The sequence below is a fragment of the Verrucosispora sp. WMMD1129 genome, assembly GCF_029581255.1.
In the GTDB taxonomy this organism is placed as follows: domain Bacteria; phylum Actinomycetota; class Actinomycetes; order Mycobacteriales; family Micromonosporaceae; genus Micromonospora; species Micromonospora sediminimaris.
Genome location: NZ_CP120741.1, coordinates 79,913 through 105,061, shown reverse-complemented (window position 1 = coordinate 105,061; position 25,149 = coordinate 79,913). Strand labels below are relative to the sequence as shown.

Annotated in this window: 27 protein-coding genes and 2 riboswitches; of the genes, 14 read left to right on the top strand and 13 right to left on the bottom strand. The window is 71.5% G+C overall.

Annotated elements, in window-relative coordinates; translation table 11 throughout:
- Positions 1–67: 67 nt before the first annotated feature.
- Genes O7624_RS00540 through O7624_RS00530 form a run of 3 tightly spaced genes read left to right on the top strand, consistent with a single transcriptional unit; the run spans position 68 to position 2,860 of the window.
- Positions 68–781 (top strand): hypothetical protein, encoded by a 714-nt coding sequence (locus tag O7624_RS00540; RefSeq protein ID WP_282238453.1) that lies wholly within the window; start codon positions 68–70, stop codon positions 779–781.
- 1 nt (position 782) lies between these two features.
- Positions 783–2,498 carry a hypothetical protein gene (locus O7624_RS00535; protein WP_282238452.1) on the top strand — a complete coding sequence of 572 codons (1,716 nt, stop codon included), beginning with the start codon at positions 783–785 and terminating at the stop codon, positions 2,496–2,498.
- Positions 2,495–2,860, top strand: coding sequence for a hypothetical protein (locus O7624_RS00530; RefSeq protein ID WP_282238451.1), 366 nt, complete (start codon positions 2,495–2,497; stop codon positions 2,858–2,860). Before O7624_RS00535 ends, O7624_RS00530 begins: the two co-directional genes overlap by 4 nt.
- 3 nt (positions 2,861–2,863) lie before the next feature.
- On the opposite strand, the gene O7624_RS00525 is transcribed toward O7624_RS00530, so the two are convergent.
- A complete protein-coding gene (locus O7624_RS00525) occupies positions 2,864–3,643 on the bottom strand; it encodes a lysophospholipid acyltransferase family protein (protein WP_282238450.1) in 780 nt (259 codons plus the stop codon).
- A gap of 177 nt (positions 3,644–3,820) precedes the next feature.
- Here O7624_RS00525 and O7624_RS00520 point away from each other — a divergent pair, with 177 nt between their 5' ends.
- Complete coding sequence (locus O7624_RS00520; RefSeq protein ID WP_282238449.1) at positions 3,821–5,236, top strand: cytochrome ubiquinol oxidase subunit I; 1,416 nt, start codon at positions 3,821–3,823, stop codon at positions 5,234–5,236.
- Between the two features lie 15 nt (positions 5,237–5,251).
- Positions 5,252–6,250 (top strand): cytochrome d ubiquinol oxidase subunit II, encoded by a 999-nt coding sequence (gene cydB / locus O7624_RS00515; protein WP_282238448.1) that lies wholly within the window; start codon positions 5,252–5,254, stop codon positions 6,248–6,250.
- Between the two features lie 42 nt (positions 6,251–6,292).
- On the opposite strand, the gene O7624_RS00510 is transcribed toward cydB, so the two are convergent.
- Positions 6,293–6,730, bottom strand: coding sequence for a hypothetical protein (locus tag O7624_RS00510; RefSeq protein ID WP_282238447.1), 438 nt, complete (start codon positions 6,728–6,730; stop codon positions 6,293–6,295).
- Between the two features lie 92 nt (positions 6,731–6,822).
- Here O7624_RS00510 and O7624_RS00505 point away from each other — a divergent pair, with 92 nt between their 5' ends.
- From O7624_RS00505 to O7624_RS00495, 3 genes are read left to right on the top strand one after another with little or no spacing between them, the layout of a single operon-like run.
- On the top strand, positions 6,823–7,281 hold the full coding sequence (locus tag O7624_RS00505) for a MarR family winged helix-turn-helix transcriptional regulator (RefSeq protein WP_282238446.1): 459 nt from the start codon (positions 6,823–6,825) through the stop codon (positions 7,279–7,281).
- Positions 7,282–7,283: 2 nt separating this feature from the next.
- Complete coding sequence (locus O7624_RS00500; RefSeq protein ID WP_093402399.1) at positions 7,284–7,751, top strand: OsmC family protein; 468 nt, start codon at positions 7,284–7,286, stop codon at positions 7,749–7,751.
- Positions 7,752–7,803: 52 nt separating this feature from the next.
- On the top strand, positions 7,804–8,970 hold the full coding sequence (locus O7624_RS00495) for a GNAT family N-acetyltransferase (protein ID WP_282238445.1): 1,167 nt from the start codon (positions 7,804–7,806) through the stop codon (positions 8,968–8,970).
- Positions 8,971–9,033: 63 nt separating this feature from the next.
- On the opposite strand, the gene O7624_RS00490 is transcribed toward O7624_RS00495, so the two are convergent.
- Entirely contained in the window at positions 9,034–9,765 is a 732-nt protein-coding gene (locus O7624_RS00490) for a hypothetical protein (protein ID WP_093402401.1), read from the bottom strand.
- Between the two features lie 72 nt (positions 9,766–9,837).
- Positions 9,838–10,320, bottom strand: a complete 483-nt coding sequence (locus O7624_RS00485) for a peroxiredoxin (protein WP_282238444.1) — start codon at positions 10,318–10,320, stop codon at positions 9,838–9,840.
- Positions 10,321–10,439: 119 nt separating this feature from the next.
- On the opposite strand from O7624_RS00485, the gene O7624_RS00480 reads away from it, so the two are divergent.
- On the top strand, positions 10,440–11,168 hold the full coding sequence (locus O7624_RS00480) for an SDR family oxidoreductase (protein WP_282238443.1): 729 nt from the start codon (positions 10,440–10,442) through the stop codon (positions 11,166–11,168).
- 145 nt (positions 11,169–11,313) lie between these two features.
- The gene (locus O7624_RS00475; RefSeq protein ID WP_282238442.1) at positions 11,314–11,481 is read left to right on the top strand and encodes a hypothetical protein; all 168 of its coding nucleotides are present in this window, start codon (positions 11,314–11,316) and stop codon (positions 11,479–11,481) included.
- 30 nt (positions 11,482–11,511) lie between these two features.
- Here the strand turns inward: O7624_RS00475 and O7624_RS00470 are convergent, their stop codons facing one another.
- Together O7624_RS00470 and O7624_RS00465 are read right to left on the bottom strand one after the other, a co-directional pair.
- Positions 11,512–12,234 carry a hypothetical protein gene (locus O7624_RS00470; RefSeq protein WP_282238441.1) on the bottom strand — a complete coding sequence of 241 codons (723 nt, stop codon included), beginning with the start codon at positions 12,232–12,234 and terminating at the stop codon, positions 11,512–11,514.
- A 218-nt stretch (positions 12,235–12,452) separates the two neighbouring features.
- On the bottom strand, positions 12,453–13,013 hold the full coding sequence (locus tag O7624_RS00465) for a cysteine hydrolase family protein (protein WP_282238440.1): 561 nt from the start codon (positions 13,011–13,013) through the stop codon (positions 12,453–12,455).
- A gap of 112 nt (positions 13,014–13,125) precedes the next feature.
- Between O7624_RS00465 and O7624_RS00460 the strand changes: the two genes are divergently transcribed.
- A complete protein-coding gene (locus O7624_RS00460) occupies positions 13,126–14,121 on the top strand; it encodes a tyrosine-type recombinase/integrase (protein WP_282238439.1) in 996 nt (331 codons plus the stop codon).
- Positions 14,122–14,152: 31 nt separating this feature from the next.
- A riboswitch (ZMP/ZTP riboswitch) is annotated at positions 14,153–14,237 on the top strand.
- A 14-nt stretch (positions 14,238–14,251) separates the two neighbouring features.
- Positions 14,252–15,160, top strand: a complete 909-nt coding sequence (locus tag O7624_RS00455) for a tetrahydrofolate dehydrogenase/cyclohydrolase catalytic domain-containing protein (RefSeq protein WP_282238438.1) — start codon at positions 14,252–14,254, stop codon at positions 15,158–15,160.
- A 122-nt stretch (positions 15,161–15,282) separates the two neighbouring features.
- Here the strand turns inward: O7624_RS00455 and O7624_RS00450 are convergent, their stop codons facing one another.
- The gene (locus O7624_RS00450; RefSeq protein ID WP_282238437.1) at positions 15,283–16,071 is read right to left on the bottom strand and encodes an endonuclease/exonuclease/phosphatase family protein; all 789 of its coding nucleotides are present in this window, start codon (positions 16,069–16,071) and stop codon (positions 15,283–15,285) included.
- Positions 16,072–16,248: 177 nt separating this feature from the next.
- Here O7624_RS00450 and O7624_RS00445 point away from each other — a divergent pair, with 177 nt between their 5' ends.
- The gene (locus tag O7624_RS00445) at positions 16,249–17,073 is read left to right on the top strand and encodes a TSUP family transporter (protein WP_282238436.1); all 825 of its coding nucleotides are present in this window, start codon (positions 16,249–16,251) and stop codon (positions 17,071–17,073) included.
- Here the strand turns inward: O7624_RS00445 and def are convergent.
- Complete coding sequence (gene def, locus O7624_RS00440) at positions 17,026–17,532, bottom strand: peptide deformylase (protein WP_093402408.1); 507 nt, start codon at positions 17,530–17,532, stop codon at positions 17,026–17,028. The genes O7624_RS00445 and def overlap by 48 nt on opposite strands.
- A 10-nt stretch (positions 17,533–17,542) precedes the next feature.
- Positions 17,543–18,796, bottom strand: coding sequence for a chorismate-binding protein (locus O7624_RS00435; protein ID WP_282238435.1), 1,254 nt, complete (start codon positions 18,794–18,796; stop codon positions 17,543–17,545).
- 96 nt (positions 18,797–18,892) lie between these two features.
- Here O7624_RS00435 and O7624_RS00430 point away from each other — a divergent pair, with 96 nt between their 5' ends.
- On the top strand, positions 18,893–19,093 hold the full coding sequence (locus O7624_RS00430; protein WP_093402410.1) for a DUF5999 family protein: 201 nt from the start codon (positions 18,893–18,895) through the stop codon (positions 19,091–19,093).
- Between the two features lie 100 nt (positions 19,094–19,193).
- On the opposite strand, the gene gcvP is transcribed toward O7624_RS00430, so the two are convergent.
- The 4 genes from gcvP to O7624_RS00410 all read right to left on the bottom strand — a co-directional run bounded on the left by gcvP (position 19,194) and on the right by O7624_RS00410 (position 25,147).
- Positions 19,194–22,016, bottom strand: a complete 2,823-nt coding sequence (gene gcvP, locus O7624_RS00425; protein ID WP_282238434.1) for an aminomethyl-transferring glycine dehydrogenase — start codon at positions 22,014–22,016, stop codon at positions 19,194–19,196.
- A gap of 76 nt (positions 22,017–22,092) precedes the next feature.
- A riboswitch (glycine riboswitch) is annotated at positions 22,093–22,191 on the bottom strand.
- Positions 22,192–22,257: 66 nt separating this feature from the next.
- Entirely contained in the window at positions 22,258–23,139 is an 882-nt protein-coding gene (locus O7624_RS00420) for an NAD-dependent protein deacetylase (protein WP_282238433.1), read from the bottom strand.
- Positions 23,140–23,249: 110 nt separating this feature from the next.
- Complete coding sequence (locus O7624_RS00415) at positions 23,250–23,972, bottom strand: DivIVA domain-containing protein (RefSeq protein WP_275415471.1); 723 nt, start codon at positions 23,970–23,972, stop codon at positions 23,250–23,252.
- Positions 23,969–25,147 (bottom strand): globin domain-containing protein, encoded by a 1,179-nt coding sequence (locus O7624_RS00410; protein ID WP_282238432.1) that lies wholly within the window; start codon positions 25,145–25,147, stop codon positions 23,969–23,971. Before O7624_RS00410 ends, O7624_RS00415 begins: the two co-directional genes overlap by 4 nt.
- Positions 25,148–25,149 lie beyond the last annotated feature (2 nt).

Here is a 25,149-nt window from a genome sequence, read left to right as displayed (position 1 = left end):
CGGGCCGGCGGCGACCCGGATTCGTCCCGTCGTCCACGCCCATCCGATACCCACCGGTGATTGCCGGATGCCGGACAGTAACCTTCCCTGCTCGGTCGGCACCGGCGACGATGCCCCGGTGATGCCGTGGACGAGTTCCGTACCGCGACGAGACGACCCGCCCTCGACGCCGGCGGCGCTGACCATCCGCCCGGTGCACCCGCTGCCCGGACGCGTCGCGCCACCGCGCCGCCCGGCGACCCGCGATCTTCCGCCGGGGTTCGGGGCGCTGCTGGTCACGACCCTGGCCGCCGGCAGCCCCTGGGGGTACGAGGTGCTGCGGGAGCTGAGCGTCAACCTGCCCCGCATCGACGGCCCGGCCGGGATCCTCACGACCGCGGTCGACGCGCTGCTGCTGGGGCTGTCGTGGCTGCGGTGGGGCAGCCCGGACACCCTGTCCAGTTACCAGCTCGCGCGCACCGCCCAGGTGGCGCTGTTCGTCCTGATCGTGCTGGTGCTGCTGCGCAGGTTGGCCGCCTGGGCCACGCCTCCCCGGGCGTACCGCTTCTTCGGCACGCTCGGCGCGACAGTCGTGGCGGCGACGCTCGCCACGATCGGCGGCGCCCTGGTGCACCTGGCCGTCGACAGCGGCGTCTACACCGGGTCGGCGATGCGTGCGGAACTGCTGAACGAACTGGTACGGGCACTGCTGTGCGGCTTCGTCGTCGGCCTGCTGCTCGCGGTGGCGCCGGCACGGCGGCGCCGGCCGCGACCGACCGTTCCCGGTCTGGGAGGCAACTGACATGGTGATCCGGCAGGCCACCCCCGAGGTCTCGACGGCGGGCACGGCGGACGCCACGAGCGAGGCGACCCGCTACCTGTGCGTGGCGGCGCACACCGACGACACGTTCGCCGACTCGGCCCTGTCCGAGGTCCTCGACGACGAACTTCGGGCGGTGGCGCCCTCGGTCGGCTTCGACCTGACCACCGTGCTGCGGCACTGCCTTGAGGCACGTCAGCGGCGCATTCGTCGCGATGCCGGCCTGCTGATCGCCGGCAGCATGGCCCTGCTGCTGGCGCCGCTGTGGACGCTGCTGGCCGCGGCGGTGCTGGCGGTCGGCATGTCGCTGACCCGGGCCAACCGGAACGGCCCACTGGCCTCGGCGGCGGCACTGGTCGCGACGGTCGTGGTGTCGCTGTGGCTGGTGGCGCAGTTCGCCGGGGTGCAGACCGACGAGGACGGCACGCTCGACTGGATGATCGGCCTGCCGTGGCTGGCGCTGGTGGCGGGGCTGCTCGCGTACCTGATCCTTGTGCTGCACCTGCTGGGCACCCGGCAGCTGCTGGTGCAGCGGCTGCGGCGCGGTCACTTCCAGCCCACGTCGGCCGACACCGGCCCGGTGCCGCAGCGCCACGCGGCACGCCTGGCCCAGCTCGACACGGCCCAGCACGGCAACGTGACGATCTACAGCGGGTACACCCCGTTCGTGGGGCACGGCGCACCGGTGGCCGGCTGGTCGTTCGCCCTGCCCATCCACCGGGCCGAACAGCACCTGCCCGAACCGGCGACGGCGGTCACCGACGACGACCCGGACGCCACCGTACAGTTCGCCGTGGTGGATCTGATCGACCACGTGCGGCAACGACTGGCGGCGATCCGGCTCGACCCGGCCGGCGACCCGGAGCTGAATCCGGAACGGCTCGCCGGGCTGGTGCTTGAGGATCGGGTCTTCGTGCACGGCGGTCTGCTGACCGACGATCCGCAGCTGCTGCCCGAGCGCAGCCGGATGCCCCGGCAACGCTGGTCCGACGAGCGGCTGCGAGCGGTGGCGAGCCGGCCGCAGGGCGCCGCCCGACACTTTCTGGGCGCCCTGGTGCCGTCCTGGGGCGGCGAGGTGGTGGCCTGCACGTTCCTGCACTTCTCCACCGATGGTCGGGTGCTCTACCTGGAGTGCGCCCGGACGTTGCTGGAGCCGCCCCGCATCGAGTACCACGACGTGGACCGGCTGACCGAGTGGATCCCGGTGCGCCAGTTCGTCCAGTTGTTCACCGCCGCCGCCGAGCAGTTGGTGCGTACCGCCTTCGGCGCGCCGGTGCGCCTGGTACGCGACGGCGTCCGGGTGGTTCGTCACCAGATCCGGCAGTCGCGGTCCCGCCGGATGGCCCGCGAGGACCTCGGCTACGACTACGGCGCCCGGGCCGGGGTGCGGGAGCTGGCCACCGGCACCACCTACCACAACTACTTTCAGGTGCTCGACGCCGCGAAGCATCTCAAGGTGGTCGAGCGGCACGTGCTGGCCGCCATCGTCGACTTCCTGGAGGACAAGGGTGTGGACACCGCCGAGTTCCGCACCCGGCAAACCATGATCCTCAACCAGGGTGTGATCCAGACCGGCGGCCTCAGCGTCGTCGGCAACCAGGCGGTGGGCGCCGGCGCGCGGGCGGAGCAGCAGACCACCACGGAACAGCCGTCACCGCAGGGAACAAGCCGTCGAGCCGGCACCGGGAGGCCGTCATGACCACGTCCGACAACTCGATCAACTTCGGGATCCAGCAGTCGGGTGGGGTGAGCCAGGTCGGCAACCAGGCGGTGGGTCCGGGAGCGCACGCGGTCGGTGGGACGTTGTGGGCCACGGCGCCGGGGGTGGACGTGCCGGCGCTGGTGGCCCAGCTGGTGCAGACCCTCGACCGGCACCGTGACGAGCTGCCGGAGCCGGCTCGGGCGGTGGCCGCGGAACTGCGGGTCCAGCTGGCACGGCCGGATCCGGAACCGGCCCGGGTGACGGTGCTGTTGCAGCGCCTGGCGGCCCTGGCCGCGCCGGTGGCGCCGGTGGCGTCGGCCGTGACCGAGGTGTTGCGGGCGGTGCAGCAGGCGACCTGAGGCTCAGCCGGCGGCGGGGCGGCGCCGGTGGGCGCGGCTGGGGTCGACCGGCCGGCTGGGGTCGAGGTGGCGGGGGCGGTCAGGTTCGTCCGGCCGCAGCGGGGCCAGGGTGTCGGTGAGCGCGTCGATGATCCGGTCGGTGGCCTGTCGGGCCGCGCCCGGCGTGCCACGGGTCACCTCGGCCAGGTCCACCGGGTCGCCGAAGTGCACCCGTACGGTGGGGCGGCGCACCAGCGCCCGGGCGACGCCGCGCAGCATCCCTCTCGGGGCCTGGTAGGGCAGCACCTCGTGGGATCCCCACTGGGCGAGGGGAATCACGGGCGCGCCGCAGGCCAGGGCGAGGCGGGCGGCGCCGGTCTTGCCGCGTTCGGGCCACATGCCCGGGTCCAGGCCGATGCGTCCCTCCGGGTAGACCAGGATCGGCGCGCCGGCGGCGACCGCGGCGACGGCATCGTCCAGGGCCCGGTGTACGCCGCTGGTGCCCCGGTCGACGCGGATGTGCCCGGCGCTGCGCATCGCGGTCCCGATCAGCGGGGCCCGGAACAGCCCGCCGGTGGCCATGATCCTGGGTGCCACCCGGCGGGCCCGGCAGGCCGCGGCGAGCACGATCGGGTCGAACGGGCTGATGTGGTTGGCGGCCAGGATCAGCGGCCCGCCACGCAACCGGGCCGGGATGTCGCCGGTGACCTCCAGCCGGGCCAGCGTCCCGACGACCACGCGGGCCAGCAGCAACGCGACGCGCCAGATCAGCGGCGGACGCCAGGGGGAGTGGGCTGCTTCCATCAGCGGGAAATGGTCGCACGGCGGGCGGACAGCGCGGCGGCCAGGGCGGGCCGTACGGCAGAGGTGAGCAGGGTCATTGGTCCCGGTCCGGTTCGGGCCGGCCGCCTCTGCCAATCCTCGTACGACACGCTGTAGTATTTACTACGTCTTGTAGTATAAATAGCCTGGGGGTCGCAGGTGGACGCGTTGGACGTCGCCCGCTGGCAGTTCGGTGTCACCACCGTCTACCACTTTCTCTTCGTGCCGTTGACCATCGGCCTGTCCGTTCTGGTCGCCATCCTGCAGACACTCTGGCACCGCACGGGGGACGAGAAGTACCTCAAGCTCACCAAGTTCTACGGCAAACTCTTCCTGATCAACTTCGCCATGGGCGTGGTCACCGGCATCGTGCAGGAGTTCCAGTTCGGCATGAACTGGAGCGACTACTCCCGCTTCGTCGGCGACATCTTCGGCGCGCCCCTGGCCATCGAGGCCCTGGTCGCGTTCTTCCTCGAATCCACATTCATCGGACTGTGGATCTTCGGCTGGGACCGACTACCCAAACGCCTGCACCTGGCCAGCATCTGGGCCGCGGCCATCGGCACCAACCTGTCGGCGTACTTCATCCTCGCCGCGAACTCGTTCATGCAGAACCCGGTCGGCTACCGCTACAACCCGGACACCGGTCGCGCCGAACTGACCGACTTCCTCGCCGTGCTGACCAACAAGGTCGCCCTGATCACCTTTCCGCACACCATCGCCGGCGCCTTCCTGGTGGCCGGTTCACTGCTGGTGGCCGTCGCCCTGTGGCACCTCATCCGCCACCGCGACAGCGCCGACACCCCCGCCTACCGCTTCGCCGCCCGCTTCGGCTCCTGGGTCACCCTGATCTCCGCCACCGTCGTGGTCATCACCGGCGACATCCAAGGCAAGATCATGACGCAGGTGCAGCCGATGAAGATGGCCGCCGCCGAAGGGCTCTACGCCACCGAGAGCCCCGCGTCGTTCTCCGTACTGACCGTCGGCAGCCTCGACGGCAGCCGCGAACTGTTCGCCCTCAAGATCCCGTACCTGTTGTCCTACCTCGGCACCGGCGACCCCAACGGCACCGTGCAGGGCATCAACGACCTCCAGGCCCGCTACAGCGCCCAGTACGGCGCCGGCAGCTACACCCCGATCATCCCGGTCACCTACTGGAGCTTCCGGCTCATGATCGGCTTCGGGCTCGCCGCCGCCGCCATCGCCCTGCTGGTGCTCTGGACCCAGCGCAAAGGCCGCGCCGTACCGAACAGCAAATGGCTGCTGCGCGCCGGCCTGGCCATGCCGATCCTGCCGCTGCTGGCCAACTCCTTCGGTTGGATCTTCACCGAGATGGGCCGCCAGCCCTGGATCGTCTTCGGCGAGATGCTCACCCGCGACGGCGTGTCCCGCAGCGTCTCCCTGACCGAGGTGCTCACCTCCTTCACCGCCTTCACCCTGATCTACGCCGTCCTCGCCGTCATCGAGGTGAAACTGCTGATCCGTTACGCCAAGGCCGGCGTACCAGACGTCACCCCGGCCCCCGAACCCGACGACACCGACGACGCCGAGCGCCCGCTCGCCTTCGCCTACTGAGTCCGGAGCCCCACCGTGGAACTGACCACCATCTGGTTTCTCCTCGTCGCCGTGCTGTTCACCGGCTACTTCATCCTCGAAGGCTTCGACTTCGGCGTCGGCATGCTGCTGCCCGTGCTCGGTCGCGACGACAAGGAACGCCGCGTCATGATCAACACGATCGGGCCGGTCTGGGACGGCAACGAGGTCTGGCTGATCACCGCCGGAGGCGCCATGTTCGCCGCCTTCCCCGAGTGGTACGCCACCCTCTTCTCCGGCTTCTACCTGCCCCTGCTGCTCATCCTGCTGGCCCTGATCGCCCGCGGCGTCGCCTTCGAATACCGCCACAAGCGTCCCGAGGCGTCCTGGAAACGCCGCTGGGACAACGCCATCTTCTTCGGCTCACTCGTCCCCGCCATCCTGTGGGGCGTGGCGTTCGCCAACATCCTGCGCGGCGTGCCGCTGGACGCCGACCACGAGTATGTCGGCGGACTGCTCAACCTGCTCAACCCGTACGCCCTGCTCGGCGGCGCGACCACCGCGGCGCTGTTCGCCACCCACGGCGCCGTCTTCGTCGCCCTCAAGACCGTCGGCGACATCCGCGGCCGGGCCGCCGCGCTCGCCGTGCGCCTGGGCGTGGCCGCGGCGGTCCTCGCGGTGGCCTTCCTGAGCTGGACCCTGACCATCCGCTCCAGCACGGCCGCCGTCGTGCTCGCCGTCGCCGCCGCGCTCGCCCTGCTCGGCGGTCTCGCCGCCGCCACGGTACGCCGGGAGGGCTGGGCCTTCACCGGCACCGCCGCCGCGATCGGCCTGGCCGTGGCCACCCTGTTCGCCGCCCTGTTCCCGAACGTGCTGCCCTCCACGCTGGACCCCGCCGGCACACTCACCGCCACCAACGCCGCTTCCACCCCCTACACCCTCACGATCATGACCTGGGTGGCGGTGTTCTTCACCCCGATCGTGCTGGCCTACCAGGGCTGGACCTACTGGGTCTTCCGCAAGCGCATAGGCGTGGCCCACATCCCGCAGCACTGACCGGCCGGCGGACGGGATCCGGGAAAACCCGGGCCCCGCCCGTCACGCCGCCGCCAGGGTCTGCTCGGCGCGGCGGCGCACCACCTCCAGCACCCGCGCCGCCGCCGCGAGGTCGTCGGTCGGAAGATCGGCCCACAGCCGGGCGCCGATCTCGGCGGAAGCCGCGGCGACCAGCTGCTGCGTGTGCCGCCCGGTCGGGGTCAGCGCGACCCGGGAGGCGTCGGTGGGCAGCGGCGCCACAAGCGTCGCCGCGATCAACTCGGCAAGCGTGGCGTACGCCGTCGCGGTCGACACCTTCACCGCGTCGACCAGCCGACGGGCGGCATCGACGCGGGGGAGCGGAGCATCGGCGGCAGCCAACGCGTTGAGCAGCAACGCCTGCGCGAAGGTCAACCCGAGACGGTCCAGCTCCCGCTCCAGCACCGCCCGGGTGGCGTAGTGGGTCCGGCCGAGGATCTGCCCGTTGAGGATGATGGACATGTCAACCTCTATTCATTGGTGAAGCCAACGTTGGCGAGGCCAACATAGCACTGATCGTGGGTGCCGCCAACGAAATCGCGTACAGTCCCCACATGGAGCAACCCAGCGCCCCCACACCCAAACGACTGCGCACCACCCCCAGCTGGCTGCTCACCCAGACCGCCGCCCACGCCACCCGCCTCGTCACCACCGCACTCGCCACCCGCCACGCCCGCGGCTACCACTACCGGCTACTGGCCACCCTCGCCGAAACCGGCCCCGCCAGCCAGGCCGACCTCGGCCGACACAGCGGCATCGACCGCAGCGACATCGTCGCCACCCTCAACGACCTCGCCGACCGCCACCTCGTACGCCGCCAACCCGACCCCACCGACCGCCGCCGCAACATCGTCCACATCACACCCGCCGGCCAACGCGAACTCACCCACCTGCAACACGCCCTCGACACCGCCCAGGACACCCTGCTCGCCCCACTGAACCCCACCGACCGCCACGAACTCGTCCGCCTGCTCGACCTCCTGCTCACCCACCACAGCGAACCGGAAGGCTGACCATGGCCCGCACCCACCACTACGCCACCACCGTCACCTGGACCGGCAACCTCGGCACCGGCACCAGCAGCTACCGCGACTACCGACGCGACCACGACATCACCACCGACGGCCGCCCACCCATCCCCGGCAGCTCCGACCCCACCTTCCACGGCGACCGCACCCGCTGGAACCCCGAACAACTCCTCCTCGCCGCCCTGTCCCAGTGCCACATGCTCGCCTACCTGCACCTGTGCGCCGACAAAGGCATCGTCGTCACCGACTACATCGACCACGCCACCGGCACCATGACCACCGACAACACCGGCAACGGCCACTTCACCGAGGTCACCCTGCGACCCCACGTCACCGTCGCCGACCCCACCACCACCGACATCGCCACCGCCCTGCACGACGACGCCCACCACACCTGCTTCATCGCCAACTCGGTCAACTTCCCAGTCCGCCACCACCCCGTCACCACCACCTGAACCCACCGGAAAATCCCGTCGACCCCACCACCACGACCGCTATCGTCGGCCCGTGCCCGACGTGCGTGAACTCACCCCCGACGACCTGAACGACGCCTGGCAACTCGGCCGGCTCGCCTTCGGCTCCGACCCGCAACCACCCCCACCACCAAACCCCACCGGCCGAACCGCCCACGGCGCCTTCGACCCCACCGGAAAACTCATCGGCAAAGCCATCGACCTGCACGACGAACAATGGTGGAGCGGACACGCCGTACCCGCCGCCGACGTCGCCGGCGTCGCCGTCGCCCCCGAAGCACGCGGCACCGGAGTGGGCCGAGCCCTACTGACCACCCTGCTCCGCCACGCCCGCGACCGCGGCGCCGCCGTCAGCACGCTGTTCCCCACCACCGCCGCCCCCTACCGCGCCTGCGGCTGGGAGATCACCGGCCAACTACGCACCCTCGACCTACCCACCGCCACCCTGCCCCGACACCGCCCCGACCCACGGCTGACCATCCGCGCCGGCACCACCGCCGACCTGCCCGCCACCGCCGAGCTCTACCGACGCGTCGCCCACCACCGCAACGGCCTGCTCACCCGCACCCACCGCCGGTTCACCGCCACCGACGAACTGCCCTACGACGGGCTCACCCTCGTCGAACATGACAGCCAACTGGTCGGCTACGCCGGCTGGGACCGAGGCCGCGGCTACGGCCCCGACGCCGTACTCACCGTCGAAGACATCTTCGCCACCACCGCCGACGCCGCCCAAGCCCTCGTCGGCACCCTCGCCAGCTGGTACAGCGTCACCCCGACCCTGCGCGTGACCCCGCTACCCGACGACACCGTCAGCACCCATCTGCCCCTGGAACGCGCCCGCGAACACGAACGCGAAGCCTGGATGCACCGACCCGTCGACATCGTCCGCGCCGTACAGGCCCGCGGCTGGCCCACCCACACCCACGGCCAGGTCGCCTTCACCCTCACCGACGACCTCGCCGACTGGAACACCGGCACCTGGCAACTCACCGTCGCCGACGGCCACGCCGACCTGCACCGCACCACCACCGACGCCGACCTGCACCTGACCGTACGCGGCTTCGCCCGCCTCTACACCGGCACCGGCACCGCCCGCACCCTCGCCGAAGCCGGACTTCTGCACCACCGCACACCCGACCCCGCCGCCCTGGACCTGCTCGCCGCCGGACCCACCGCCCACCTCATCGACTACTTCTGACGAACGCCGACGGCCCGGCCCGGCAGGGGATGCCGGACCGGGCCACCGATCGGATCGAAACCCTCAGCCCGCCTCGCGCAACTCCGCCAACCGGGCCTCGATCTCCGCCAACTCCGCCCGCAACTTCTCGGCCTGCCGCTCCGCCTCCGACCGCTCGGCGGCCAGGATCTGCTCCACCGCCTCGTGCACCCCCGGCACGTCCACCAACGCCACCATCCGCAGCGCCTCCGCCGGCTTGAGCACATACGGCTTGGCCAACACCTTCCCACCCTGCTGCGCCGCGACCGTCCACTCGCCCTCGGCATAGGCCAACGTCACCGTCAACCCCGCCGGCCCCTTCGGCTTCGCCGCCTTCACCGCCCGCCGAGCCGGCTTCGCCTCCACCTTCGACCCCACCGTCTCGTCCACCCTCGGCTCCTCCCGACCCGACTGCTCATCCCGACCTGGCTGCTCCTCACGACGCTGCTGCGGCACCCGATCCAACACGAACTCCGGCGTCACCACCGCCGGCTCGACCGGCGCCGGCTCCACCTTCGACTCGGCCGGCCGCCGACCCGCACCCCGCGGCGCCACCGCCACATCGGCGGGGGAGAAGGGCAACTCGTCGCGCCCGAACCGCACCACCACGAACTCGTCGGACTCCGCCGGATCGGTCAACTCCACCACCTGACCCAACTGACCAGCGATCTGACCGGCCGCCGCCGTGAACACGACCTTCGGCTTACGCCCCGCGGCCAACGCCTCCCGGATGCCGCGCACCTCGTCCTCGGACAAACCCTGACCAGCGGCACCCATCGCCCAACCTCATTCCTCGTACACGTGTTCAGCCGCCTGCCTTGATACCAGCAGCCAGCGACAACCCGAAGATCAGCCCCCCAACGCCCGCAACGCCCGATCGGCGTGCTCATTCATGCCCAACTCGCTGTGCACCACCTCGACGACCCGCCGATCGACCCCGATCACGAACGTCATCCGCCGGGTACTCAACGGCCCCAACGGCAACCGCCGCCGCACCCCGAACCGCTCGGCCACCACACCGTCCGGATCCGACAACAACGGATAGTCGAAACCGTGCAACCGCGAGAACTCCGCCTGACGCCGCACCGAATCCCGGCTGATGCCCACCCGCTGTGCCCCGACCGCCGCGAACTCCGCCGCCAGATCCCGGAAGTGGCAACTCTCCGCCGTGCACCCCCGCGTCATCGCCGCCGGATAGAAGAACAACACCACCGGCCCCGCCGCCAGCAACTCCGTCAACCGCCGCGGCCGACCCGTCTCGTCCGGCAACTCGAAATCCTCGACCAGATCCCCGACACCCACACCCGCCACAAGCCCTCCCAACGACACCATCGCCGCGAGCGTAAGCCATCGCCCACCACCGACCGTGCGCTCGACCACACCGCGCTACCCGCCACCGCCACCACGCCGGTAACGTCCCCGACACCGGCTCGGGGCAGGGGAGAGGTCCATTGGACAACGTCACCGTCATCACCGGCGGCAGCCGCGGCATCGGCGCCGCCACCGCCCGCCGCCTCGCCCACACCGGCCAGCACATCGCCATCGGCTACCGCCGCGACCACACCGCCGCCGACACCGTCGTGGCCGAACTGCGCGCCACCGGCGTACGCGCCATCGCCGTCCCCGCCGACACCCGCGACCCCGACCAGGTCACCGCCCTGTTCGACGCCGCAGCCGAACTCGGCACCCTCACCGGCCTGGTCAACAACGCGGGCATCACCAGCCCGATCGGCCCCTTCACCGACCTCGACCCCGACGACCTGCGCCGCGTCGTCGACGTCAACCTCATCGGCTACGTCCTCTGCGCCCAACAGGCCGCCCGCCGGATGAGCGACGGCGCCGCCATCGTCAACCTCTCCTCCGTCGCCGCCACCCTCGGCAGCCCAGGGGAGTACGTGCACTACGCCGCCGTCAAAGCCGCCACCGACGCGCTCACCACCGGCCTGGCCAAGGAACTCGCCCCACGCGGCATCCGCGTCAACGCCGTCGCCCCCGGCATCATCCGCACCGACATCCACGCGCTCTCCGGCCAACCCGACCGGCCCGACCAAGCCGCCGGCCGGATCCCACTCGGCCGCCCCGGCGAACCCGACGAGGTCGCCGCCGCCGTCGCCTGGCTGCTCAGCCCCGACGCCTCCTACACCACCGGCGCCATCCTCCGCGTCGGCGGCGGCCTCTGACCGCCGACCGGACAGCGCGGGACGGTGCGGGCACGCCAACGAACTCGTCGTACGGGAATGCGCACCGGCCTGGCGGGTAGCCGCACTACGCCGCCACCGCGCACAGGGGTGCCCGGCGGCTGCTCGACGCAGGAGGGGAGCAGACATGCAGACCACCTACGACTCGGTGGACGACCTGGCCGCGGCGCTGCGCCGGGCGGCGTCCGCCCACGACCGCCACGAGAAGAAACTCGGCCACCCCGACCCCGACTGGCCGGACTGGTACGCCCGACACATGGTCGACGAGCGCGCCGGCCACGAACAGCACCGCTGAGCGTTGAACCGCCGGTACCCGTGCCCACCGTCAGGCAGGCCACGGCACCTCGTGGTACGTGATCCCCGAGGAGATGGTGACAATATGCTCGTGCCGCCGCAACGGGCCGTTCCGTAGCGCGTCGAGGTCGACCGGTCGCGCCTCGACGAAGACAGTCGGCCAGATGAGATCCGGAACGGGTTGGCTGTTCAGCGGATCGCCGATCCGTGACCATTCGGCCCGAGCAGTCCAGTCCTGTGACCATCCGACTTGAACAGTCAGGTCCTGCCCAGGGACGAGGTAGCCCAACGCGGGCGGAGGCAGCAGCAATCCGTCCTCGGTCCTGCCGTTCGCCGCGTAGTAACTCTCGACCTCCTCGATGGCCGACTCGGTGGACGGCATTAGCCCGGTAGCTCTGGCGTGTCTGTCGACCTCCCGCAGCACCTTCAGCAGGTCGCCGTCGGCCCCGAAGTACCTGGTCTCGGTGAGACCGCAACTGAGGCGGTACTCGTCGTGGGGCCACAGACCGTTCGTGTCGCCGGCATGGCAGATGTCCCGCGTTGCCACGGCGACCGGCGTGAGCGGCGACGCCCGGGCCACGTCGGAGAGCAGGATGCTGATCTGCTCGGCGCTCGACGCACCTGCCTGTCGGACCGCTGCCGACTGCGCTTCCCGGCTGGCTTCCTCGGGCGTGGGTGCGTCCGACCCGCAGGCCGCCAGCGTGAACACCAGAGCTGCGGCTGTCGCCGACGTGACCAGGTGACGAGGAGTCATGGTTGCGAGGATGCTGGCCGCCGTCAGACGAAGCATGAGTCGCCGTACTCATCTCGCCGCATCGTCGACATCGTGAACGCCAGAGGTGGGAAGCCGCACGTCGGCGGCCCCGCCTCTCCTCGACGACGACCGTCCACGTACCGATTCGATAATGCACATTATGTAAAGTTGAGGCGGGTGGGCCCCTGCCCTGACCGATCCAAGGGCCCACCCGACGGTCAGCCGGTGGGACCGAAGTTGACTTCGGCGGCCTGGACGGTCCCGGCCTGGCGGCCGGGTGCGCTGTGGAAGCTCCAGTACAGGTTGGTGTGGGCGATGACCTGCTCCGGCGGCGGCGCGCCGTAGGCGGTCAGGTCTTCCGTGGTGTGCGCGTCGCCGACAAGCGTTGCGTCGTAGCCGCGCACGAACGCGCCGTGCAGGGTCGATCGGATGCACGCGTCGGTCTGCGCGCCCGTGACGACCAGCCGGCCCACGCCGCGCTCGGCGAGCACCGCCTCCAGGTCGGTGTCCTCGAACGAGTCGCCGTAGCGCTTGTGCACCAACGGCTCGGTGTCCTGGCGGAGCAGCTCGGGCACGTACTGCCAGGCCTCGTTGCCCGGTGGGAGGCCTTCGTCGGAGTGCTGCACCCAGACGACCGGCACGCCCTCGGCGCGCGCCTTACCCAGCACCGTGTTGATGTTGGCGATGACGCCGTCACGGTCATGGGCGTCCGCCACCACCCCGTTCTGCACGTCGATGACGAGCAGCGCGGTGTTGGGTCGCTCGGGCAGGGTCGTCATGGTGCGCCTCCGGTGACGGTGAACTCGGTGATCGCACCGTAGCTCCGGCCCCTGACAGAAACGCTCCCCTGCCCTCGGGCCCGGAACGCGAAAGTCATGCATAATATCCCTTATGCATGACAAACAGGACGAATCGGTAACAACGCTGATCGAGGAGTTCCTGACCGCCCGGGCCACCCGTAAGCCCTCCCCGCACACCCAGGCGGCCTACCGGCGGGATCTGACCGCCGTCGCCGCCCTCGCCGCGGAGCTGTCCACCCCTCCCCTCCCCTTGGCCGAGCTACCCGTCGACGCGCTCTCCCCCAGGCTGATCCGGGCCGCGTTCGCCCGGTTCGCCGCCGGCCGAGCGGCCAGTTCCGTCGGTCGGGCCTGGTCCACCTGGAACGGCTTCTTCTCCTTCCTGGTCGCCGAGCAGGTGGTGCCCGGCAATCCGATGCCGGCCGTGGGACGTCCCCGCACTCCCCTGCCGACGCCCAAGCCGCTGCGCGGTGAGGACACCCCCGAACACCTGCTCACCTCGGCGGCACGGGCCGAGGGACGGCAGCGGGACCCGTGGCCGGAGCGGGACGTGGCGGTGCTGGCGCTGGCCCTGTGCGCGGGGCTGCGACTGTCGGAGCTGCTGGCATTACGGATCGATTCGCTCGGTGGCCGCCCCGGTGAGCGCCGGCTGGAGGTGGCCGGCAAGGGCGGGCGCCCCCGGGTACTGCCGATCGAGCCGGATCTGGACGCGGTGCTGGCGAGCTATCTGGACAGCCGTGCCCGCCGCTTCGGCGCGCGTACGGTGCGGCAGGTGTCGCCGCTGTTGGTGGACCGTCAGGGTGAGCCGCTGCGCCGGGGCGGTCTGCAGTATCTGGTGGAGTCCTGCTACCGGCGGGCCGGGATCGTCGACCGGGTGCCGCGTGGGGCGCGGTTGCACGCGCTGCGGCACACGTTCGCTACCCGGTTGGCCGAGGACGGCGCCGGGGCGGCGGAGATCATGCGGCTGTTGGGGCACGCGTCGTTGGCGTCGTCGCAGACGTACATCGAGGTGACGTCGGGGCAGCAGCGGGAGGCGGTGCGGGCCAACCGTACGAACCGGGCGTTGGCGGGGCTGCTGCTCGGCTCCTGACTGAGCTGACGCGGCCGGTGGTGTGGCAGGCTGGCGAGGACGCGACTGGCGGCATCGGGGATGGGATCGACCATCGGGAAGCTCGTCGTGGGGGGTCGTCCGCCTGGGCCTGCCACGGGCGAGGAGAGCCATGTCGACGACGGCGCGGTTGCTGCCGGGTGTGCCGGTGGCGGAGGAGATTCTGGCCCAGGTGGCCGAGGGTGTGGCGCAGCTGCGGGCGGCGGGGGTGACTCCGACGTTGGCGACGGTGCTGGTGGGTGACGACGAGGCCAGTGCCGGTTACATCCGGATCAAGTCTCGGCGGGCGGCGGAGCTGGGTTTCGCCTCGCCGCACGTACGGTTGGCGGCGTCGGTGTCGCAGGCCGACGTGCACGCGGTGCTGGCCGACTTCAACTCCGATCCTGGGGTGCACGGGGTGTTGGTGCAGCACCCGATCCCCGGCGGTCTGGACTACGACCGGGCGTTGCAGACCCTCGACCCGGATCGGGACGTGGACGGGATGCATCCGGTGAACATGGGGCGGCTGGCGTTGGGGTTGCCGGGGCCGTTGCCGTGCACGCCGGCGGCGATCGAGGCGTTGTTGGCGTACCACGGGGTGCCGGTGGCTGGTCGTGAGGTGGTGATCCTGGGTCGTGGGGCGACGTTGGGGCGGCCGTTGGCGATGCTGCTGGCGCAGAAGCGGTCGACGGCGAACGCGGCGGTGACGGTGGTGCACACGGGGGTGGCGGACTGGCCTCGGTACACCCGTCGGGCGGAGATTCTGGTGGCGGCGGCCGGGGTGCCGGGCATCGTGCGGCCGGAGCATGTGCGCCCGGGTGCGGTGGTGGTCGGTGGTGGGGTGCGGTACGCCGGGCGTCGGTTGCTGCCGGACGTCGATGAGTCGTGTGCGCGGGTGGCGGGGGCGATCACGCCGAGGGTCGGTGGGGTGGGTCCGGTGACGGTGGCGATGTTGTTCCGTAACGCGTTGCGGGCGGCCCGGTCAGCGGCTGGCCGGGCGGTGTGTCGCCAGGGCGGTGGCGCTGAGGCACTACCTCGGTGAGCGCGCGCTGAAATCGGGGAGGCAGCAACAACGCTGTAGTTGCCGCCGCCCGGGGCTCGGAGACCGCGACAACCCTGATGTTGCTGGGTTGCCGGAGGAGCGGCGTCGGCGGGTTCGCCGGGTCAGGGACGGCTGCCGAGGTCGACGACCAGGGGGCGGTGGTCGGAGATTGTCGACAGTGGGGTGCGCACGGCGGTGACCGGGGGTAGCTGGTCGAAGCCGTGCCGGTCGGCGAGGATGTGGTCGAGTTGGACGCGGGGTTGCGCGGCGGGGTAGGTGGGCCGGCGGGCGAGCAGGTGCCAGCCGGAGACGGCTCGGGTGGCCCAGGCGGGCAGGTTCAGGTCGCCGAGCAGGATGCGTGGGGCGGGTAGGGCGCGCAGGGCGCGGATGACCTGGCGGAGTTGGCGGACGTTCCAGCCGGCGACGAAGGACAGGTGGGTGGCGGCGACGGTGAGGGGGCCGTGGGGGGTGTCCAGCACGGCGGCGAGGACGACGCGGGGTTCGTCGCGGAGCAGGATGAGGCCGCCGCCCGGGCCGGGCACGTAGACCGGGGAGCGCACCGGGGCGGGGTGCAGGCGGGTGACGCGCCAGTGGGTGACCGGGTGGCGGGAGATCAGGCCGACGCCGTAGCAGGGTTCGCCGTGGCCGTCGTCGTCGTGGGTGAGGGGGCGGAACTTTTCGCCGGGGGTGCCGACGACTGCGGCGGCGAAGCGGTGCTCGGGTGCGCCGAGGGCCTGGGCGGCGATGGCGGTGAGGTCGAGGTTGCCGCTGCGGGACTGGTCACGGTCGACTTCCTGGAGGGCGAGGATGTCGACGTCGAGGGCGGCGACGGCGGCGGTCAGTCGGGCCGGGTCGACCAGGCCGTCGGTGAGGGACCGGCCGTGCAGCAGGTTGAACGTGGCCAGGCGCACGCTGTCACCTTAGCGACGGCGTGGGAGAGTTGCCCGATGCTGCGGGCGTTGTGCTGTTCGGTGCTGGTGTTTGTGGCGGTTGCCGGGGTGGGGATCTGGGTGCGGCGTCGTCGGGGCCGGTGAGGCTGGCCACAGCCGGCGGTGTGGGCGGGGTGCCGGTGGGGAGAATCCCTGGTCGTGGAGTTGGACCCGGTGACCGTGGTGACGTTGCTGACCGCCGCCGCCCTGGCGGGGTGGGTGGATGCGGTGGTGGGTGGTGGTGGGTTGCTGTTGTTGCCGGCGTTGCTGGTGGCGGCCCCGGGGATTCCTCCGGCGACGGCGTTGGGGACGAACAAGTTGGCGGCGATCGCCGGTACGTCGACGGCGGCGGTGACGTTCGCCCGCCGTACGAAGATCGATTGGGCGGTGGCGGGGCCGGCGGCGGCGTTGGCGGTGGTGTGTGCGGGTCTGGGTGCGGCGTTGGCCGGGGCGGTGCCGCCGTCGGCGTACCGGCCGGTGGTGCTGGTGGTGCTGGTGTCGGTGGCGTTGTTCGTGGTGCTGCGTCCCGCGTTGGGGGTGCTGGCGGTGCCGCAGCGGCGGACCCGGCCGCGGGTGGTGGTGGCGGTGCTGGTGGCCGGGGTGGGCATCGCCGCGTATGACGGGTTGATCGGTCCGGGTACGGGCACGTTCCTGGTGTTGGCGTTCACCGCGCTGGTGGGTGCGGATTTCCTGCACGGTTCGGCGATGGCGAAGGTGGTCAACGCGGGCACGAACGCGGGTGCGTTGGCGGTGTTCGCGGTGACCGGGCACGTGTGGTGGCTGCTGGGTGCGGCGATGGCGGTGTGCAACATCGCGGGGGCGTCGGTGGGTGCGCGGATGGCGTTGCGGCGCGGTTCCGGTTTCGTGCGGGTGGTGCTGCTGGTGGTGGTTCTGGCGTTGGTGGCGAAGCTGGGATACGACCAGTGGGTGGCTGGTTCAGCTGCGGCGGGAGGAGTCGAAGCGACCGGCGCGGATCTCACGTAGGGCGCGGCGGCGGGTTTCGCCGCGCAGGGTGTCGACGTAGAGGCGGCCGGCGAGGTGGTCGGTCTCGTGTTGCAGGGCGCGGGCGAGGAAGCCGCTGCCGGCGATGGTGAGGGGTTCGCCGTGCTGGTCGTAGCCGTGGGCGGTGGCGTGCAGGGCGCGGGGGGTCGGGAAGTACAGCCCGGGGATGGACAGGCATCCCTCGTCGTCGTCCTGGAGTTCGGTGGAAAGCTCCAGCGTCGGGTTGATCATGTGGCCGCGGTGACCGTCGGCGTCGTAGACGAAGACCTGCGCGTTGACGCCGATCTGGGGGGCGGCGACGCCGGCGCGGCCGGGCGCGCCGAGCAGGGTGTCCATCAGGTCGGTGACCAGGGTGCGCAGTTCGGCGTCGAAGCTGGTGACCGGTTCGCTGGGGGTGCGGAGCACCGGGTCGCCGATGATTCGGATGTCCCGCATCGTCATGTCGGCAAGGTTATCGGGCGGTGGCCGTCGGCGGGGGTGGCCCGGTTCGGTGGCCGGTGAGAGCGGCCCGCACCGGGGTGGTCTTGGCGGCGGCTTCGGCGACCTCGGCGGCGGGGTCGCTGTCCCAGGTGATGCCGCCGCCGGCCCAGACGTGTAGGGCGTTGGCGTCGACGGCGGCGGTGCGGATGGTCAGGCCGAGGTCGATGTGGTCGGGGCCGACCCAGCCGAGGGCGCCCATGCTGGCGCCACGGCCGACGGGTTCGAGGGCGGCGATGTGGTTGAGGGCGGCGAGTTTCGGTGCGCCGGTGACGGAGCCGCCGGGGCAGACGGCGCGGAGCAGGTCGGCCAGGCCGAGGCCGTCGGCGATGTCGGCGCGGATGGTGGATTCGGCCTGCCACAGGTCGCACCAGCGGCGTACGGCGAACAGGTCGTCGACGCGGACGCTGCCGGTGCGGGCGACGCGGGCCAGGTCGTTTCGTTCCAGGTCGACGATCATGATGTGTTCGGCGCGTTCCTTGGCCGAGGCGAGCAGGTCGGCGCGGCCGGCGGCGGTGGCCGGGCGGGTGCCTTTGATCGGTCGGGTGGTGAGGGTGCCGTCGCGTACCTCGATGAGGGTTTCCGGGCTGGCGCAGCCGATGGCCCAGCCGGGGCCGGTGAGCACGCCGCCGTAGCGGGCGCCGGGTAGGCGGCCGAGGCGGGTCAGGGCCGGCAGTGGGTCGCCGGTGTAGGGGGTGCTGGCGTGGCCGACGAGGTTGACCTGGTAGACCTCGCCGTGGCCGATGGCGCGGCGGATCGCGGTGACCGCGTCGGCGTGCTGGCGGGGGGTCCAGCTTTCCGTCCAGGCGCCGTGCCACCAGGGTGGTGGTGGGTGGGGGTGGGTGGTGCGGGCCGCGGTGTGGGTGTAGACGACGACGGCGACTTCGGGCAGGTCGGCGGGGTTGGGTGCGCCGGGTGGGCCGCCGGCGAGCAGGGCCGCGGCGGTGGCGGAGAGGTAGAGCGCGGCTCCGCAGATGCTGTGCTGGTGGTGGGGGCGTGCCGGGCGGGCCAGGTCGCGTAGGTGCAGGCCGTGTTCGGCGAGGAACTGCTCGGCGTACGCGGCCGGGTCGCCGCCGTCGGTGGGGCGCCACTGCCAGCGGGCGTGTTCGGCGAGCCGGCCGCGGCAGGGCGCGGGAACCGCGGGTGGATCGACAACCATCCGTGGGAGCGCTTCCACTACGTCTGGGCGGTTCATGCTCATCCGTTCAGCGGATTTCCCGCGCACCACGCGTACATCTGCTCGATGCGGCAAGCTTTCGCTTGGTACTGTGCGTCACTGGTCATGTGAACCATGACACAGTGCCCCCACAGTCCGGAGAACCCGATGTGCCAGCACCAACCCACCTGTCCCTCCGCCGAAGCCACCGACCGGGAAGCCGCCAGGGTCATCGCCTGCTTCCGTGAACAGGGCTGGAGCCTGCTCTGCAACGGAGTCATCGTCTTCGAGGACACCGGCGAGCTGCTGCCCGACGGCAGCAGCATCGCACCGCACCGAGGCCCCGCCCGACACGCGCTCGCCGCCTGAGGCGACGTCACGATCCGTCACGACGTCTTTCCCGCGCCGACCCAGGCTAGTCCCCCGGTCAGGGACCGCCACGACCAGGTCGGCGCGGTACCGGACCCGGTCAGCTCTCGTACGCCTGCGGTGACGGGCACGAGCAGACCAGGTTCCGGTCGCCGTACCCGCCGTCGACCCGACGCACCGGCGGCCAGTACTTCCCCGCCCGCTGCACCCCCGCCGGCCAGGCGCCCACCGACCTCGGGTACGGGTGCGGCCAGTCGTCACCGCCGACCATCTCCGCCGTGTGCGGCGCGTTGGCGAGCGGGTTGTCCCCCGTCGGCCAGGCACCCGAACCCACCTTGTCGATCTCCGCCCGGATGGCGATCATCGCGTCGCAGAACCGGTCCAGCTCGGCCAGGTCCTCACTCTCGGTCGGCTCCACCATCAACGTCCCCGCCACCGGGAACGACATCGTCGGCGCGTGGAAGCCGTAGTCGATGAGCCGCTTGGCCACATCGTCGACACTCACCCCGGTCGCCTTCGTCACCGGCCGCAGATCCAGGATGCACTCGTGCGCGACCAGGCCCTTGTTGCCCGCGTACAGCACCGGGAAGTGCTCCCGCAGCCGCGCCGCCACGTAGTTGGCCGCCAGCACCGCCACCCCCGTCGCCCGCACCAGGCCGTCGGCGCCCATCATCCGCAGGTACGCCCACGGGATCGGCAGGATCCCCGCCGACCCGTACCGGGCCGCCGCGATCGCCGGCCGCCCCGGCACCGGCGCACCGGCCGGATCAGCCGGCAGGAACGGCGCCAGGTGCGCCCGCACCGCCACCGGACCCACCCCCGGCCCACCACCGCCGTGCGGAATGCAGAACGTCTTGTGCAGGTTCAGGTGCGACACGTCCGCACCGAACCGGCCCGGCCGGGCGAACCCGACGAGCGCGTTGAGGTTCGCACCGTCGACGTACACCTGCCCACCGGCGTCGTGCACCTTCGCGCACAGCGACGCGATACCCGTTTCGTACACGCCGTGCGTCGACGGATACGTCACCATGATCGCCGCGAGGGTGTCCCGATGCGCGTCGATCTTGGTGTCCAGGTCGACCAGGTCGACGTTGCCGTCGGCGTCGCAGCCGACCACGACCACCCGCATCCCCGCCATCACGGCGCTGGCCGCGTTGGTGCCGTGCGCCGACGACGGAATCAGGCACACGTCGCGGTGCTGCTCACCCCGGCTGCGATGCCACGCGCGGATCGCCAACAGCCCCGCCAGTTCGCCCTGCGAACCGGCGTTGGGCTGCACACTCACCGCGTCGTAGCCGGTGACCTCGGCCAGCCACCCCTCCAACTGGCCGATCAGCTCCCGGTAGCCGGCGGTCTGCTCCACCGGAGCCAACGGGTGGATGTTCGCGAACTCGGCCCAGCTCACCGGCTCCATCTCGGCGGTGGCGTTCAGCTTCATCGTGCACGACCCCAACGGGATCATGCCCCGGTCCAGGGCGTAGTCGAAATCCGCCAGCCGACGCAGGTACCGCAGCATCGCCGTCTCCGACCGGTGGGTACGGAACACCGGATGGGTGAGGAAATCGGTGGTGCGGGCCAAAGCGGCCGGCAACATCTCGGGCACCTCACCGGCCACGCCGTCGACACCGAACGCCGCCCACACCAATGCCACCTGCTCGGCCGTGGTGGTCTCGTCGCAGGACACACCGACCCGGTCGGCGTCGACCAGCCGCAGATTCACCCCACGCCGCTGCGCCTCGGCGACCACCTGCCCGGCCCGACCCGGCACCCGCGCCGTCACCGTGTCGAAGAACGCGACGTCGGCCACCTCGACCCCACCGGCCCGCAACCCGGCCGCCAACCGGGCTGCCATCCGATGGGTACGGGCCGCGATCTCCCGCAGCCCGTCCGGGCCGTGGTACACGGCGTACATGCCGGCCATCACGGCCAGCAGCACCTGCGCGGTGCAGATGTTGCTCGTCGCCTTCTCCCGGCGGATGTGCTGCTCACGGGTCTGCAACGCCAACCGGTACGCCGCCGCGCCGGCCGCGTCCCGGGACACCCCGACCAGCCGACCCGGCAGCATCCGTTCCAGACCCGCCCGCACCGCCAGGTAGCCGGCGTGCGGCCCACCGAAACCCATCGGCACCCCGAACCGCTGGGTGGTGCCGGCGGCGATGTCCGCGCCGATCTCCCCCGGCGGCCGCAGCACCGTCAACGCCAACAGGTCCGCCGCCACCGTCACCAACGCCCCGACCGCGTGCGCGGCCTCGACCAGTGGGGCGTGGTCCCGCACCGCCCCCGACGCCCCCGGATACTGCAGGTGCACCCCGAAGAACTCCGCCGGCAACGGCTCGACGTCCAGGTCCAGCACCCGCACCTCGATACCGAGCGGCTCGGCCCGCCCGGCGATCACCGCGATGGTCTGCGGCAGGGCGTCGGCGTCGACCACGTACACCCGGCTGCCGCTCTTCGACGCCCGCCGCGCCAGGGTCATCGCCTCCGCCGCCGCGGTGCCCTCGTCGAGCATCGACGCGTTCGCCGTCGCCAGACCGGTCAGATCCGACACCATGGTCTGAAAGTTCAGCAGCGCCTCCAGCCGACCCTGGCTGATCTCCGGCTGATACGGCGTGTACGCCGTGTACCAGGCCGGATTCTCCAACACGTTGCGGCGGATCACCGCCGGGGTGTGGGTGCCGTGATACCCCAACCCGATCATGGAGACGGCGACCGTGTTCCGGGCCGCCAAGGCCCGCAACTCCGCCAGCGCCTCGTGCTCGCTGGCCGGCGGCGGCAGGTCCAGCCGGCCGTGCCAGCGAATCACCTCGGGAATCGCCGCGTCCATCAACTCGTCGATCGAGGCGTACCCGACGGCGTCCAACATGCGGCGTTCGTCGTCAGGGCCGGGACCGATGTGACGGTCGGCGAACTGCTCGGTGGTCATGGGCGCTCCTGCGAGGGGCGGGGTCGACAGGTCGGCCCTCCCCCTCTGTCACACCCCGCGGGCGCTCCACAGTGCCTGACCCGACGTGGTCCTTCTGCCTGAGAGGTTCCGGGGAGGATTTGCCCCTTCGGCGCCGCCCCGGCTGTCGCCAGGCGGTCTCTCCCACGTCGGTGCTACCGGCGCGATCAACGCTACCAGCGGGCCCGACGGCCCGCACCGAAGCCCCTGACCTGCCCGCCGCTCACCCGCCGACCGGACTCGGCGCCCCCGGCAACATCGCCGACACCACCGGCGGCCCGGCACCGAGCAGCCGGTCCGCCAACGCCGGCAACAGCCGCCCCAACGGCGCCTCCACCCGCAGGCACGCGTACTCGTCACCGCGGGTCGGCCCCTGGTTGACGATCACCACCGGCACGTCCCGCTTCGCCGCCCGCAACACGAACCGGCGACCCGACATCACCGTCAACGACGACCCCAGCACCAGCAGCAGCCGGGCCTGCTCCACCATCGCGAAACACGACTGCACCCGCGCCGCCGGCACCGTCTCGCCGAAGAAGACCACATCCGGCTTGAGCAGCCCGCCGCAGGCCAGGCAGTCAACCGTCCGGAACGCCGCCACCTGCGCGTCAGCGAGATCCACATCACCGTCCGGGTTGACCGCGGCGGCCTGCCCGATGAACCCGGGATTGGCCGCCCGCAGCCGCCCGTCCAACTCCGCCCGCGACGTACGGCGTCGACACCCCAGACAGACCACCTCGTCGAGCCGACCGTGCAACTCCGTCACGTCCCGGCTACCGGCCGCCGAGTGCAACCCGTCGACGTTCTGCGTGATGATCCCCGTCACCAGCCCGCTCTGCTGCAGGCGGGCCACCGCCCGGTGCCCGTCGTTGGGTGCCGCCCCGGCGATCAACCGCCACCCCAGGTGACTGCGCGCCCAGTACCGCCGCCGCGCCACCGCGTCGGCCAGAAACGTCTGATACGTCATCGGAGTGTGCCGGCGCGCGACACCACTGGGCCCCCGATAGTCGGGAATGCCCGACTCGGTGGACAACCCGGCACCGCTGAGCACCACCACCCCACCGGCGGCCACCAGCCCCGCCAACGGCTCGATCAGCTGCTGCACCCACCCATCGTGCCCCAGCACCACCGCCGCCGACGAACGCCACCGGCGGCGGCGGTTCACCGCCGCCGGTGGCGCCCACGGTGAGCGGGGCACCGCCAGACGGGCTCGCGTCAGCGCTGCTGATGCCGAGGCAACGACCGGGCCGCCGCCGCACCGGCCGCCGCCGGCTGCGCCCCGATCCGCTCCATGGTCCGCGACAACTGCTCACTGCCGTCGTCCAGATGCCGCGCCGCCGCCTGCATGTGCGAGATCATCATCTCGCCGTAGATCCGCAGGGCCTCCCGCGCCGCCACCCCGTCGTCGAACGTCGGACCCGCCGCCACGTGGTAGTCCTGCACCGCCCGCTCCGCCTCCTGACGGGCCTCCTCCACCGCCGCCCGCACATAGCTCTCGTACTGGGTACGGGCGTACTCGGCGACCCGCCGCGCATAGTCGTGCGCCTGGGCGATGATCTGCTCGGCCTCCCGCTGCGCCGCCGAAAGCAGATTCACCTCCTTGGCCGCCGGCACCTTCGCCGTCGGCTCCGAACTCGGAATCACCCCGTGCCGGTGCAACTCCACATGGTCGTTGAGCCGCTCGTTCTCCGCCCGCAGATTCGCCACCTGCGTCGACAGCAGATCCAACTCATCGGCCACCTGCACCCGGAACCGGTCCACGTCGTTCTGGTCGTAGCCGCGACGCCCGAACGACGACGACCCGAACTCCCACCGGCGCACCCGGTCGGCGGTCATCCGCACCTGCACACCACCGGCGACCTGCGCACCGTCGTACCTGCCGACCGGGGTTCCACTCACCGCACCGGCCTGCCACTCCCGGCCACGAGGCTCACTCACCGGGCACCTCCGGAATCGTCAGAGACAGCGGGGCCTCCCACCGCCGTCCGCCACGAGGGGCCGTACCAGTGCCTACCCAGACCCTCGTGATGCACCTGCCCGGCATGAAAACCGGACCGGGTCAGGGTCGCCACCGTGTGCGACACCATGTCGTCGGAACCACACACGTACACATGCCGGGACCGCCAGTCACCGTCGGCCAGCGCCCGATCCACCGGATACACGAACTCCCCCGGCCGGTTCAGGTCCAACCCCACCACCTGCGTCACCGACAACCAGGCGTACGAGGCGGCCAACTTCTCCAACGTGTCACCGTCGTAGAACTCGCTGCGCGAACGCGCCCCCACGTACACGTCGACCCGACGCCGGGAACCCTCCGCCGCCACCTGCTCCACCAACGCCTTCAGCGGAGCCCAACCGGTACCACCGGCCAGCAGCAGCAGATCCGCCGAACCCGCCGGACGCAACGTCAACCCGTCACCCACCGGAGCGGCCAGATGCAACTGGTCACCCACCGCACACCCGTACACCAGCCGCGACGACACCGCCCCGCCCGGCGCCGCCCGGACATGCAACTCGACAGTGCCGTCCGCGCGCGGCGCGTTAGCCGGCGAGTAGTACCGCCACGACCGCACCGCCGGATGCGACACCCCGATCGACTGACCCGCGGTGAACGGCAACAGATACTGCGGACGCAACGTCAGCACCGCCACGTCGAACGCCCGCCGCTCGTGCCCCACCACCTCCGCCACCCACCACGGTGGACTCACCGCCTCAGCGGCCTGCGCCGCCTCGGACATCACCTGCGCCACCAGCCCGTACGCCGCCGCCCAGTCCTGCGCCAACTCGTCGGTCCACTGGTCGGCGAGAAAATGCCGCAACGTCGCCAGCAACGCCTCCCCCACCGCCGGGTAATGCTCCGCCCGCACCGCGAACTTGCGGTGGTCGACGCCGAGATCCTGCAGGAAACCCACCAGCCGGTCCACCTGGTCCACCTGGGACACGATGTGACCGAGCGCGTTCACCAGCCGATCCCGCTGACCCGCCATGTTCGTCGGGAACATCTGCCGGGTCTCCGGATACGCCAGGAACAGCGTCGAATAGAAGTAGAGCGGCACCTGGTCGCCGTGCGCGGCCACCAGCGACCAGCTCTGCTTGAGCCGGGGCACGTCCACGC